Raw genomic sequence first — 13,079 nt, forward strand, 5'->3', positions numbered from 1 at the left:
CCGTGAGCGACAAGCCCAAGCGCATCCTGGTTTCCAACGATGACGGCTATTTCTCAGAGGGGCTCCAGGCGCTGGTCGAGGCCGTGAGCCCCCTGGGGGAGGTGTGGGTGGTGGCTCCCGACCGGGAGCAGAGCGCCGCCTCCCACGCCATCTCCCTGCACCGGCCGCTGCGCATCAAGGAGGTGCGGGAGCGGTGGTTCGCCGTCGACGGAACGCCCGCGGACTGCGCTTATCTGGCGATCAACCATCTCCTGAAGGATGATCGCCCGGTACTCATGGTTTCCGGCATCAACCACGGCGCGAATCTGGCCGAAGACATCATGTACTCCGGCACGGTGGCCGCGGCGATGGAGGGTGCGCTCCTGGGCGTGCCCGCCATTGCCTTCAGCCTGGTGGCCCGGCGGAACTTCGACTTCGCGCCGGGGGCCCGGTTCGCCCGTTCGCTGGTGTCCAGCGCCCTGTCGCGTCCTCTCCCGCCGCGGATGCTCCTCAACGTGAACATCCCCGGGGGCGTGGAGCCGGAGGGCTACGTCATCACCCGCCAGGGCCGTCACTCGTACGGCTACGAGGTCGTGGAGAACGAAGACCCTCGTGGCCGGAAGTACTACTGGATTGGCGGTAGCGACTACCAGCACGAGGACATCCCGGGCAGCGACTGCAACGCCGTGTTCCGGGACAAGCGCGTCTCCGTCACTCCGCTGCACTTCGAGCTGACGGACCATGGCCGGCTTCCGGACCTCTCCGGTTGGCAGGTCAATGGCTTCAACCGGCACGAACCGGACGGTGCCTAGCGTTGGCGCCGTCCGTGTCCAGCCGAGCGCGTGGGGCGCTCCGGGTGTTCCTCCTGGCCGTGCTGATGAGCGGCTGCGTGGGCACCCGGGCATCCTCCGTTGCCGGGCCGGACACCGGGTTGGACGCCGTTTCGCGTGAGGAAGAGACGGCGGATGTCACCGGCGCGGCGGAGCGGACCACGCCGCTGCCATTCAATTTGCGGGGCGTCCACGACGAACCGGAGCTGGTGGCCGTGCGCCACACCGTGGCACCGGGCGAGACGATGTACCGCATCTCCCGCACCTACGGCCTCACGGTGGAGGAACTGGGGGCGGCCAACGGCATCAAGGCGCCGTGGGCGTTGGCGGTGGGGCAGGAGCTCACCATCCCCGGTGTCGAGCGCAGCGTGCCCGTGCGGGCCCTGGCGGAGGCGGACCCGGAGCCGGTACGGACCTCGACGTCGGCTGGGGGGCGGCGCAGCGTGCCGACCTCGGGGCGCCGGGAGGAGCCCCCGTCGCGCAGCCGGTCCCTGTCGCGTCCGGCGAGCGCCGCGGGCCGGCCTCGTGTGGCCACGCAGGGGCAGCTCGACTGGCCCATGAGAGGCGTCCTGTACGGCCGCTTCGGGAAGAAGGGGAAGGAGCCGCACGACGGCATCGACCTGGCTGCGCCCTCCGGGACGCCCGTGAAGACGGCGCAGGAAGGCACGGTGCTCTACGCGGGTGAGCAGCGTGGCTACGGCAACATCGTCATCGTCGAGCACACGAACAAGTTGATTACCCTGTACGCGCACAACCGCGACCTGCGCGTGCGCACCGGGCAGAAGGTGCGCCGCGAGCAGGTGATTGCCACCGTCGGCGAGTCGGGCCGGACGTCCGGGCCCCATCTGCACTTCGAGGTGCGCCTGGACGGCAAGTCGGTGGACCCGCTCGACTTTCTGGGGCCGATGCCCTCCTCGTAGGCGAGGCGGCACGGGCCCGTCCGCCTTCCTGCTCCAGGCGGCGGGGCAGGGCGCTACGTCGTGTGAAGTCTGGGCCTCGGTGCCGGGCCCGGGTGAAGGTAGAGTGCCGGCCCGTGTCGCGCTTCGTGTCCTGGTGGCTCTCCTGTTTCGTCTTGCTGGCTTCGGCGGCGCATGCCCAGGCGCCAGCCCCTGTGGCACGGGCCGCCGAGGTCCAGCCGAGCACGGCCGATGCGGCCGGGCCTGTCGTCGTGGCGGTGCTGATGCTGGAGGCCAACGAGGCGGGCCGCGACGCGGCGCCGGGCGTCACCTCGCTCATCACCTCGCGGTTGGCGGAGTCGCCGCGGCTGCGAGTCCTCTCGCAGTGGGACGTCGAGGCCGCCCTGGACGACGAGCGCCAGCAGCGACTCCAGGGCCTCAAGACGTGTGACCGGGGAGACTGCCTCCAGGAACTCGTGGCCCTCACCGGCGCCCGCTACGTCGTGGCCGGCCGCCTGGACCGCTTCGGCGACCAGTACCTGCTCACCGCCAACCTGTTGGACGCCGCGGGCGGGCGGATTCTTGCCCGGCCTCGCGCGGAGGCCCCGGAAGCGGAGGACCTGCTGCGCACGGCGAAGGCCGTCTCCGACCAGCTCTTCGCCGCGCTCGCCCCGCCGGAGGAGTCCGTGGCGGCCCGCCCGCTGCTGGGGGGCTCTTCGCGCACGGGGGGCGGGGGCCTGCTGCTGGGCCTGCGCGTCAACAACAACTTCATCGAGAAGCTCTCCAACGTGAACCCAGGTGGCGACATCGAGGTGGGCTACTGGTTCCACCCTGAATGGGTCGGCTTCCTCCAGGTGGGCTTCAGCTACGTGCGCTCCACGCAGGACGGCGTGCGCAGTGGCCTCAACGTGCTGCCCAGCGTCGTGGGCGCGCGCCACTACCACAACGTGGAGAAGTCCCTGCGGCCCTACTGGGGTTTCGGCCTGGGGGTGCAGCTGTCCTTCGGTGACTTCGGTATCTTCCAGTCCACCGGCCCGCTGCCCACCGTCGTGGGCTTCGCGGGCCTGGAGTACCTCATCGCCGGCTCGGTGGGCTTCCAGGTCGAGTTGGGCACCAACGTCGCGCAGGTGGTGCTGGGGCTGTCGGAATCGAAGCTGGGAGACGGCCTCAACCTGGACCTCAACGCAGGCATCGCGTACCACTTCTGAGCCTCGGAGCCCCTCATGTTCCCGCGACCGCGCGCCCTCTCCCTGATTGCCCTGCTCGCCCTGACGGGCTGTGACGACGAGACGCCTCGCGTCAAACCGAAGGACCACGCGGAGGGCCTCTACGTCAAAGGCACCGCCGAGTACCTCCAGGGCCATTTCGACGCCGCCCTGGCCTCCTTCGAGGCCATGAAGCAGATTGCCCCGGACGACCCGCGCCTGCCCGCCGCGCGCGGTGAGGTGTACCTCTCCATGGGCCGGCTGACGGACGCCGCCGCCGAGTTCGAGGCCGCCCTCAAGCTGGAGCCCAAGCGCTCCACCAACTGGAGCCGCCTGGGCTTCATCCAGACGCAGCTGGGCCAGGTGGTCGAAGCCCAGAGCTCGCTGCGCAAGGCCCTGGCCCTCTTCCCTCAGGACTTCAACGCCCTGGAGTCGCTGGGGGACCTGGACCTCAAGAAGGGCGACCACGACGCGGCCGTGCGGCACTTCACGCTCGCGTCCAACGCGGCGCCCTCCCCGGAGCAGAAGTCCGCGCTCATCATGCGCGCGCTGGACGTCCTGTCCTCGAAGCAGCGCTACCCGGAGCTGCTGGCCGCCGCCCAGAAGGCCGTGGATGACGGCATCCACACCGCGGACGTGCTCGCCACCCTGGGAGACGCCCTGGTGCGCGCCGGCAACCTCACCGAGGCCGCCAACGCCTACCGCGACGCCGCCAGCCGCTCGCCTCGGGATCCCACGCTCTGGGAGCTCGTCGGCGAAATCCAGATGAAGCTGGACAAGCCCGGGGACGCCATCAGCGCGTACAAGGAGTCCCTGCGCGTGAAGGACCGCGCCATCGTCCATGTGGCGCTGGCCCGTATCCACCTGGGGAGGAAGGACGACGCGGCCGCGAAGGAGGAGCTGGCCGCGGCGCTGGAGTCCGTGTCCGGCCAGGACATCCGCGAGCTGCGGGAGCTGGCCAGCCTGCTGGCCACCATGGACCGCAAGCCGGACGCGCTGCGCATCCTCGCCAACCTCAGCGCGGAGCAGGACCACGCGAAGGACGCCGAGCTGCACGTCGCCACCGCTCAGCTGGCGCGGGAACTCAAGGACACCGGCGTCCTGCAGGCCGCCTGCGCGCGGGCGACGGCGGCTGACGCCACCCTCAAGAAGTGCCCTTGAGCCACGCCCGGGCCAGGAAACGGCCCGGGACGGGTGGGGTGGACTACGGGGTGCGGCCGCCCTGGAGCTTGCGGTACACGCCCACCACCTGACCCAGAATCATCGTGGACCGGAACTCCGCGCGGCTCACGTAGATGGGCTGCATGGTGGCGTTGGCCGGCTGGAAGCGGATGCGGTCCCCTTCCGGGTAGTAGCGCTTCACCGTGGCCTCGTCCTCGATGAGGGCCACCACGATTTCACCCGGCTGGGCGGACGGCGTCTTCTTCACGAAGAGGTAGTCCCCGTCGTGGATGCCGTCGTCAATCATCGACTGCCCCTTCACGCGCAGGGCGAAGACCTCGCGGCCATTCACACCTCCGAGCAGGAAGCTGTCGATCTTGACGGAGTCCTCCATGTTCTCCTGCGCCAGCAGCGGCGCGCCGGCGGCGACCTTGCCCAGCAGGGGAATCTCCACCATGCCGGAGTCCTTCCGCGCCCCCAGGCCGAGCAGCAGCCGGGCCCGCTTGGTGGGGACCAGGGAGCGGCTCTGCTGCTCGCCCCGGTTCAGGTAGCCCTTGCGCTCCAGCGCCTTCAGGTGGTCGTTGACGCCGTTCGTCGAGCGGATGTCCATGTGCTCCCCGATTTCGCGAATCGTCGGCGGGAAGCCCCGGGTCTCCGTCTCCTTGACGATGAAGCTGAGAATCTCGCGCTGGCGTTCCGTGAGCTCTTCCATGCGCTCCCTCACTCGTCTGCCGTCCTGCCGGGGAGTCGTTCCCCCCAGGCAACAGGCTTTCAGTGTCACTCTCCCTGAACAGACGTGTAGAGTCAACTCGTCCGGTGTCACCCTGCACACTCGCGGTGCGCCCCGTTCCGTCCTGTTTCTCACTTCTTGAGGTGGGGGGACGAACTCGACGTACACTTCGGCCGCTTTGTCCGAGCTCCGCCACACGCTGCTCTTCGTCGACGACGAGGCCGACGTCCTGGACATCCTCACGCGGATGTTCCAGCGCCGGTACCGCGTCCTCACGGCCCGAAGCGGTTCCGCCGCGCTGGAAATCCTGAGAAAGGAGCCGGTGGACGTCCTCATCACCGACCAGCGGATGCCTGAGATGACGGGCATCGAGCTGGTGGCCACCGCGCGCGCGGAGGGCTTCGACGTCACCGCGCTGCTGCTCACGGGGTACACCCACCCGGACGACATCATCGCGGCCATCAACCAGGGGCAGGTGTACCGGTACATCACCAAGCCCTGGGACGTGAACGACCTGCTCATCACCGTGAAGAACGCGGTGGAGTACACGCAGCTGCGCAAGGACAAGGAGCGGTTGATCCGTCAGCTCCACCAGCGCGTGGAGGCGCTCTTCGTCCTGTACGAGGTCAGCCGCGCCAGCGCGAATGATCCGGCCAGCTACGACAACATCATCGACCGCGTGCTCATCGCCGTGGCGCGCGTGCTGCCGTACGACTGCGGCGCGGCGCTCATCGCACCGGACGAGGCGCGCAGCGCGACGCTGCGGCTGCGCTGTCAGGGCATGGTGGGGGAGAAGGCGCTGCTGGGCGTGAAGGAGTCCATGCTCGGTGCGTACCGCAAGAGCAGCGGCCTCCTGCTGCCCGAGGACCGCGTCATCACCCGCGTGGCGGGTACCACCACCCAGGACGCGGCGGCGCCGTCGGTGTACCCCAGCCAGCTCACGGTGAACCTGGTCGCCGGTGGGCGCCCGGTGGGCATGCTGTCGCTGTTCAGCCAGAGACCGGACGCCTTCTCCGAGGACGACGGCGTGTTGCTGGACGTGCTCGCCAATCAGACGGCGGACGCCATCCAGTCCCTGCGCTCGGCGGAGGAGGAGGCCCGCCACCGCATGGAGCGGATGGTGGAGTCCATGGCCGACGGCGTGGTCCTCACCGACGAGAAGAACGACATCGTGGTGATGAACCCGGCGGCGCGGCGGCTGCTGCACGCGGGGGAGAACCCCGAGGAGCAGACGACGCGGCTGATGGAGGAGCGCCTTGGCTTCCAGCCCTTCCACCTGGTGCGCGGTTGGGAGTACGGCGGCGGGCAGGTGTTGCGCGAGGAGGTGAAGCTCTTCGACCGGCACGTCCAGACGACGGTGACGCCGGTGACGGACGCGCGGAACACGCTGCGGGGCGTGTGCGTGGTGCTGCGCGACATCACCGAGCAGAAGCGGCTGGAGGAGCGCAAGGACGAGTTCGTCTCCATGGTGAGCCACGAGCTGCGCACGCCGCTGACGTCCATCTCCGGCGCGCTGGACCTGGTGCTCAACTTCATGGCCGGCGACATCAACGAGCGGCAGCGCCGCTACCTGTCGCTGGCGCGGGACTCCACGGAGAAGCTCAACGCCATCGTGGACGACCTGCTGGACCTGTCGAAGTTCGCCAAGGGCCGGCTGCGGATGAACTTCGAGGTGTCGTACCTCGACGAGCTCGTCCAGCGCGTCGTGGAGAAGTACGGCCCGGCCTTCGGCGAGAAGCGCGTGCTGGTGAAGCCCGTGCTGCCGCGCCATCCGCTGCGCGTCCTGGCGGATCCGAACCGCTTGGACCAGGTGCTCAACAACCTGCTCAACAACGCGGTGAAGTTCACCCCGGAGGGCGGGGAGGTGCGGGTGGAGATCCACGCCACCTCCAGCCTGCCGGGCTACGTGGTGGTGTCCTGCTGGAACAGCGGAGACCCCATCGCGGAGGAGAGCCTGGAGCGCATCTTCGACCGCTTCGAGCAGGCGCGCACCAAGGCCAACCGCACCGTGCGAGGCACCGGCCTGGGACTGGCCATCTGCCGCAACATCGTGGAGGCCCATGGAGGCCGCATCTGGTGCGAGCCGTGTACGGACGGCGTGCGCTTCATGGTGGTGCTGCCCACCGAGCCGCCGCCGGAGCTGCGCCGCGGCGACGACGTGGCGGACGCCATCCAGCTCCCGCGCCGCCAGGAGAGCCGCGGCCGGGTGCTCATCATCGACGGTGAGCCCGAGGTGGCCTTCATCGCGAAGGCGCTGATGACCGGGCGTGGCTATGACGTGCGGCTGGCCTTCGACGCGGAAGACGGCCTGGCCGCCGCGCGCCGGTATGCCCCCGACACGGTGATGGTGTCCGTGCGCCTGCCGGACGTGGACGGGCTTCGGCTGGCGGAGATCCTCCGGCACGACCCGGAGACGCGCCGCGCGCCGCTGCTGGTGTCCTCCGCCTTCGACGAGCGTCAGCGCGCCTTCCGCGCGGGCGCGGATGCCTTCCTCGTGCGCCCGTTGGCGCCGGACAAGCTGCTGGCCACGGTGGACTCGCTGGTGCGCGGCCGCCAGGGCCCGGCGCACGGCCGCGTGCTGGTGGTGGACGACGATGCGAAGATCGCCGCCATCTGCCGCGAGGTGCTGGAGAACATCGGCTTCGACGTGGCGCTGGCGGGCTCCATCGAGGAGGGGCGCCGCTCCCTGCGCGAGCGCCGGCCGGACGTCGTGCTGCTGGACGTGACGCTGCCGGACGGCGATGGCTTCGTCTTCCTGGAGGAGATCAAGGCGGAGAGCGCCGGTGGCCACATCTCCGTCATCTTCATCTCCGCCCGCGCGGAGACGTCCTCCAAGGTGCGCGCGCTCAAGCTGGGCGGTGACGACTACCTCACCAAGCCCTTCGACGCGCTGGAGCTGGGGGCGCGCGTGGAGAGCGTGATGCGGCGCAAGGAGCAGGAGCTGTCGGCCTCTCCCACCACGCAGCTGCCGGGCTCCACCGCCATCGAGCGCGAGGTGCAGCGGCGCCTCTCCGCGCGCCGCCCCTTCGCCTTCTGCTACCTGGACCTGGACAACCTCAAGGCCTACAACGACTACTACGGCTTCGCGAAGGCGGACGGCGTGGTGCGCCAGACGGGCGACCTGATGCGCGAGGTGTTCGCGCAGGACGGCGCGCCCGGTGACTTCCTGGGCCACGTGGCCGGTGACGACTTCGTCTTCATCACCTCGCCGGAGTCGGTGGACCGCATCTGCCAGAAGGCCATTGAGACGTTCGACCGCATCATCCCGCTCTATTACGACCGGCAGGACCGGGAGCGCGGCCACATCGAGGCGGAGGACCGCTACGGGGAGAAGCGGCAGTTCCCCATCATGAGCGTGTCCGTGGTGGCGGTGATGACGGACGGGACGCAGGACCATGCGGAGTTGGCGCGGCGCGCCGCGGACATGAAGAAGCGCGCCAAGGCGATTGCGGGCTCGGTCTTCCTGCGCAGTGACCAGGAGCGGGTGGTACGCTCCGTGGCCGGATGAGGCTCTACCAGCAACTCGTCCTGTTCATGCTCGCCGCGACGGTGCTTCCCCTGGCCGCGGTCGGCTTCCTGTTGCTTTCGCGCGCCGAGGCCGAGCTGGCCGCCCGCATCGACGCGGAGCAGCGCGCGCAGGCCGTCGCCACCGCCGAGTCCGTGGGCGCCACCATGATGGAGGTGGTGGACGCGCTGGCCCGCTCAGCGGAGCTCATCGACTGGCAGGCCGCGAGCGACGCGGAGACGCAGGGCGCGCTGCGGCTGCTTTACGGCCAGTCTCCCGCGGTGAGCGCGGTGCTGAAGCTGGACGCGGAGGGCCGTCCCCTGGGCGCGCCCGTCTTCCGTGCGCAGGCCATCGACGGGCACCCGGCCTTCGCTCCGGAGTCCCTGGACCGGCTGGTGCGCTCCATTCCCGTGCAGACGCTGCGAGGTGGCGGCAAGGGCCAGGCCGCGCTGGGCAGCGCGTACGTGCACGCGGACGAGGGGCGCTCGGCGGTCGCCGTGGCGGTGAAGCTGGGGGAAGGCGAGGGCGCGCCCTTCGCCGTCGCGGAGGTCGTGCTCCATCCGCTGGAGGCGGTGCTGCGCAGGCGCCTGGGCGAAGGGTTGGGGCGCATCGACCTGGTGGACGAGGAGCGGCGCGTGCTCGCCAGCACGGCGCCGGAGCGCCGGGGGCAGGCACTGGCGCCGGAGCTGAGCGCGCACCTGTTGGCTCCGGCGCTGCCGCTGACGGCGCTGGTGCGCAGCTTCCGCGTGGAGTCACCGGCCCGGCGGGTCAGCGTGGCGCGCGTGCCCCATGGCATGCGCTTCGACGTGCTGGTGGAGGTGGATGAGTCCACCGCGCTGGCGCCCGTGCACGGCATGCGGCGCACGGTGCTGCTGTCCATTGGCGCCACCTTCCTGGTGCTGCTCGGGCTGGGCGCCCTCTTCACGCGCCGCCTCAACGTGCGGCTGGCGGAGGTGGTGCGCGGCGCGGAGGCCTACGGGCGTGGCGAGCTGGACACGCGCGTGAAGGTCTCCGGCCAGGATGAACTGAGCGAGCTGGCCACCACCTTCAACCGCATGGGCGAGGAGCTGGAGGCGGCGCGTGCCCGGATGCTGCGCTGGAACGACGACTTGCGCGTTCGCGTGGAGGAGGCCACCGCGGACCTGAAGGCGGCCCAGGCCCAGTTGGTGGAGGCGCAGAAGCTGGCCGCGGTGGGGCAGCTCGGCGCGGGCGTGGCGCACGAAATCAACAACCCGCTGGCCGGCATCCTCGGCAACGTGCAGCTGCTGATGCTCGACCGAGGTGCCGCCGACCCGGATTTGGAGTCGCTGCGGAAAATCGAGCAGAGCGCCAAGCGCTGCAAGGAGATCACCCAGAACCTGCTGCGCTTCTCCCAGCAGCGCGAGCGCGCGGAGCTGCGGCCGGTGGACCTCAACGCGGTGGTGCGTGACGCGCTCAGCCTCACGGAGCACCAGCTTCGCGGAGATGGCGTGGCGCTCACCAGCGTGCTGGGAGACGGGCTCGCGCGAGTGCGCGCCGATCCGGGGCACTTGTCGCAGGTGGTGCTGGCGCTGGTGTCCAACGCGCGCACCGCGATGCTGAACTCACCCCAGAAGCGGCTCACCCTGCGCACGGGCGAAGTCGGCGGCTTCGGCTTCCTGGAGGTGGATGACACGGGGAAGGGGATTGCCCCCAACCTCCGCTCCCGCATCTTCGAGCCCTTCTTCACGACGAAGGACGTGTGGTCCAACGTCGGGTTGGGGCTTAGCGTGGCCTGGCGGGTGGTGACGGAAGCGGGCGGGAGCATCGAAGTCCGCTCGGAAGTCGAGCAGGGCAGTTGCTTCACCGTGAAGCTGCCGAAGGCGTGAGGCCCCTTGGGGGGCCTGTGATAGCAAACGAGGCTGCCCATGGCTGATTCCCGCCCATCGCGCCGTCAGGCGCCTTTCTTCATTGGCCTCGTGCTGATTCTCGCGGCGTTGCCAGTGGGGTGGTTCGTCTTCCTGCGCCCGCCACCTCCGCCGCCACTTCCTCCCGCCGCGCCGCCCATCGTCGAGGCGCCCGTGGCGCCGAAGCCGCTGGTGCTGGAGCTCACGCAAGTGTCCGGCAAGGTGGAGGTGCAGAACACGGACGGCTCATGGCGCGAGGCGACGGTGGGCATGGCGCTGCGGCGGGATGAGCGCGTGCGCACCGATGATGGTTCGTACGCCATGCTGATTGGCGGCGAGGCGGTGGAAGTGCACATGGACCCGGGCACGGAGATTTCCGTGGACGAGCTGACCGAGTCGCTGTCCCGCATCCTTCTCTCGCGCGGTATGGCCACCGCCGTCGTGCGGCCGGGGCAGCGCCACACCTTCGAGGTGAAGGCGGCGAACACGGACGCCAAGGCCACGTTGCAGCAGGCCGGTGCCTTCACCATGAGCAACAACGGCGACGGCACCGTGGCGGTGGGGACGCGTGAAGGCGAGGTGACGCTGCTCGGTCAGGGCAAGGTCGTCATCGTCCGCGCGGGACAGCAGGCCGTCGTCCGCCCGGGGCAGGCGCCGTCGGAGCCGTCGCCCATCCCCGCCAGCCTCCTGCTCAAGGTGGACTGGCCCACCGAACGCACCCGCCGCGAGCGTGAGCTGGTCGTACGCGGGCAGACGTCACCGGGCAGCCGCGTGGAGGTGGACGGCGTCAGCGTCAAATCCGATGAGGAGGGAAACTTCCAGCGAAAGGTGGTTCTTCGCGAAGGCCGCAACACCGTAGATGTCCAGGCCTATGGCGTGGGGCGGATGCAACAGAAGGACACCAAGGACGTCGTCGTCGACACCACGCCGCCGCCGCTCAAGACGGATACCGAGAACATCTGGAATCAGCCGCGCGACGACTGACCCAGCAGCCGTGGGTGCGAGCGGGTGTTCGCCTTGACCCACGGCGAGGGGCCTCCCTACACTTCCGGGAGGAGTCATTCCTGTTCAAGGGCAATCCCGGGCGAAAGCCCTGGTGCGCAAAGCCGCGGGGCCTGAAGTCCGGCCGGCCGTGACCGCCGTGGGAAGTCAGCACCGGACAGGTTCCGGGCCCACTGCGCCTTGGGCGGGCATGGGTCTTCATTTCGGAACCCCCGGGAGGTCCTATCCGATGCTGCGGACACTGGCCCTGAGTTGCTGCCTGTCTTCCCCGCTCGCTTTCGCCTCCACACCGGAGCTCCGTACCCTGACGGGCACCCTGCAAGTGGTGGCCGGCGGCCCGGGCGACCAGACGGACCCGCACGTCAGCGGACCGCTGGTGGCCTATACGAACGAGTCCCGCGGCACGAGCGAGATTCGCTACCACGACCTGCGGACCACCGCGGATGCGGCCATCCCCAATGGGGGGGCGTTCGACTTCGTGTCGGACATCTCGGACGGCACCATCGTCTTCACGCGCGTGAGTACTTCGAGCGCCATCTACACGTTCGACGTGGCCGTGGACGCGGCGCCGCGGGAGCTGGCACCGGAGGCAGGCAGCAGCCGGCGCTCCGCGGTGATTGGCGGCCGTACGGTGGCGTGGCAGGACTTCGGCTACACGGGCGTGACGTCGCAGCCGGAGATTGCCGTGTTTGACCTGGACCAGGGCACGCTCACCCGGCTCACGGATGACACGTTCCAGGACCGTGCGCCCGCGGTGTCGCCGGATGGCTCGACGGTGGTCTGGGCCAAGTGCGACGAGCAGGGCCTGCGTTGCGACATCTGGCAGGCGCGGCGAAGCGCCTATGGATTCAGCTCACAGGCGCTGACGGGCAGTGAGGGCGAGGAGTCGCAGCCGGACACCAACGGGGACATCGCCGTCTACGCCAGCACGCGGACGCTCGATGGCGTGACGGACCGGGACATCTACTGGAAGCCCCTGAATGGCGGCACGGAGCATCGGCTGGCGCTGCCGGGCATGGACGCGAATCCCAGCATCAGCGGCTCGCTGATCGCCTTCGAGCGCAGGGACCCGACGAAGAACGACTTCGACATCGTGCTCTACGACTTGCGCACCGAGACGCTGTACGCCATCACCGAGACGCCGGAGAACGAGAGCCTCACCGACCTGAGCGTGGACGCGGACGGCACGGTGCGCGTGGTGTGGACCGTCTCGGAGAACGGCGACTTCAACGTCCATGCCTTCACCTTCAAGTTGGATGATGAGCCGGGGTGCAATCTCGCGGCGGTGGACGCGCCGTCCCCCGAGGCGGTCTGCGAACGGCCCGGTACCTGGCCGCTGCTCGCGGCGCTGGAAGTGGCGCGCACCAGTGGTCAGCCCAACGGCGTGGCGCTCGGGTTCGCGGGCACGGGTGAGGGCGTGTTGTGCGTGGACAACGGCTACAACGGCGAGGACTCCACCGCGGGCTGGGTGTGGATCAACGGCCGCGAGCTGGTGGACCCGTCTCGCTTCAAGCAGGGTGTTTCGCTGGTGGCTACGCGCGCGCCGCTGGATGGGCACAACTCGCTGGCGGCGCTCATCTCCGGCAAGCCCGGCAGTGCCTTCCGGCTGCGCGTCTATGCTCCCCCCGCTGTGTGTCAGCCCGCGGCGGACACCCCCACGGGAGCCCGCGTCATCCCGGGACGTGCGCTGAAGGCGGTGTCATCTTCGTCCTCGGCGGTGTCGCCGGCGACCTTCGTGCCCGAAGGGCCGGTGCGTGACACCGCGCTTCGGGGCTGTAGCACGGGCGGTGGGCCGCTGACGCTTTCCGGGGTGATCCTGTTGCTGGCGTGCTGGCTGCGTCCGAGCGCGCGGATGCGGAAGGCGCTTCGGCACAGCCACCGCGCCCTGTAGACTGACGCGGCCCTG

Annotated in this window: 9 protein-coding genes; 8 read left to right on the top strand and 1 reads right to left on the bottom strand. The window is 69.8% G+C overall.

Features of this window, described 5'->3' with window-relative positions; genetic code table 11:
• Positions 1-2 precede the first annotated feature (2 nt).
• The 4 genes from surE to HNV26_RS02965 all read left to right on the top strand — a co-directional run bounded on the left by surE (position 3) and on the right by HNV26_RS02965 (position 4,071).
• Entirely contained in the window at positions 3-791 is a 789-nt protein-coding gene (gene surE / locus HNV26_RS02950) for a 5'/3'-nucleotidase SurE (RefSeq protein WP_171439857.1), read from the top strand.
• A gap of 2 nt (positions 792-793) precedes the next feature.
• The gene (locus tag HNV26_RS02955; RefSeq protein WP_171439856.1) at positions 794-1,729 is read left to right on the top strand and encodes a LysM peptidoglycan-binding domain-containing M23 family metallopeptidase; all 936 of its coding nucleotides are present in this window, start codon (positions 794-796) and stop codon (positions 1,727-1,729) included.
• 62 nt (positions 1,730-1,791) lie between these two features.
• Positions 1,792-2,913 carry a hypothetical protein gene (locus tag HNV26_RS02960; RefSeq protein ID WP_171439855.1) on the top strand — a complete coding sequence of 374 codons (1,122 nt, stop codon included), beginning with the start codon at positions 1,792-1,794 and terminating at the stop codon, positions 2,911-2,913.
• 15 nt (positions 2,914-2,928) lie between these two features.
• Positions 2,929-4,071 carry a tetratricopeptide repeat protein gene (locus tag HNV26_RS02965; RefSeq protein ID WP_171439854.1) on the top strand — a complete coding sequence of 381 codons (1,143 nt, stop codon included), beginning with the start codon at positions 2,929-2,931 and terminating at the stop codon, positions 4,069-4,071.
• Positions 4,072-4,114: 43 nt separating this feature from the next.
• Here the strand turns inward: HNV26_RS02965 and lexA are convergent, their stop codons facing one another.
• Positions 4,115-4,783 carry a transcriptional repressor LexA gene (lexA, locus tag HNV26_RS02970; protein WP_090490846.1) on the bottom strand — a complete coding sequence of 223 codons (669 nt, stop codon included), beginning with the start codon at positions 4,781-4,783 and terminating at the stop codon, positions 4,115-4,117.
• A 196-nt stretch (positions 4,784-4,979) separates the two neighbouring features.
• Between lexA and HNV26_RS02975 the strand changes: the two genes are divergently transcribed.
• The 4 genes from HNV26_RS02975 to HNV26_RS02990 all read left to right on the top strand — a co-directional run bounded on the left by HNV26_RS02975 (position 4,980) and on the right by HNV26_RS02990 (position 13,064).
• Positions 4,980-8,309 (top strand): response regulator, encoded by a 3,330-nt coding sequence (locus HNV26_RS02975; RefSeq protein WP_141592119.1) that lies wholly within the window; start codon positions 4,980-4,982, stop codon positions 8,307-8,309.
• Positions 8,306-10,153: a sensor histidine kinase gene (locus tag HNV26_RS02980; RefSeq protein WP_171439853.1), complete on the top strand. Its 1,848-nt coding sequence runs from the start codon at positions 8,306-8,308 to the stop codon at positions 10,151-10,153. Before HNV26_RS02975 ends, HNV26_RS02980 begins: the two co-directional genes overlap by 4 nt.
• Positions 10,154-10,192: 39 nt before the next feature.
• Positions 10,193-11,155 carry a FecR domain-containing protein gene (locus HNV26_RS02985; RefSeq protein ID WP_171439852.1) on the top strand — a complete coding sequence of 321 codons (963 nt, stop codon included), beginning with the start codon at positions 10,193-10,195 and terminating at the stop codon, positions 11,153-11,155.
• Positions 11,156-11,402: 247 nt separating this feature from the next.
• Positions 11,403-13,064 carry a TolB family protein gene (locus tag HNV26_RS02990; protein WP_253816167.1) on the top strand — a complete coding sequence of 554 codons (1,662 nt, stop codon included), beginning with the start codon at positions 11,403-11,405 and terminating at the stop codon, positions 13,062-13,064.
• The last annotated feature ends 15 nt before the right edge of the window (positions 13,065-13,079 follow it).

Origin of the sequence: Myxococcus xanthus, assembly GCF_013116825.1 — a bacterium.
Taxonomy (GTDB): domain Bacteria; phylum Myxococcota; class Myxococcia; order Myxococcales; family Myxococcaceae; genus Myxococcus; species Myxococcus xanthus_B.

Coding starts and splice junctions, on each gene's coding strand:
- HNV26_RS02965 (WP_171439854.1), top strand. CDS start 2,929: ATGTTCCCGCGACCGCGCGCCCTCTCCCTGATTGCCCTGCTCGCCCTG.
- lexA (WP_090490846.1), bottom strand. CDS start 4,783: ATGGAAGAGCTCACGGAACGCCAGCGCGAGATTCTCAGCTTCATCGTC.
- HNV26_RS02980 (WP_171439853.1), top strand. CDS start 8,306: ATGAGGCTCTACCAGCAACTCGTCCTGTTCATGCTCGCCGCGACGGTG.
- HNV26_RS02985 (WP_171439852.1), top strand. CDS start 10,193: ATGGCTGATTCCCGCCCATCGCGCCGTCAGGCGCCTTTCTTCATTGGC.
- HNV26_RS02990 (WP_253816167.1), top strand. CDS start 11,403: ATGCTGCGGACACTGGCCCTGAGTTGCTGCCTGTCTTCCCCGCTCGCT.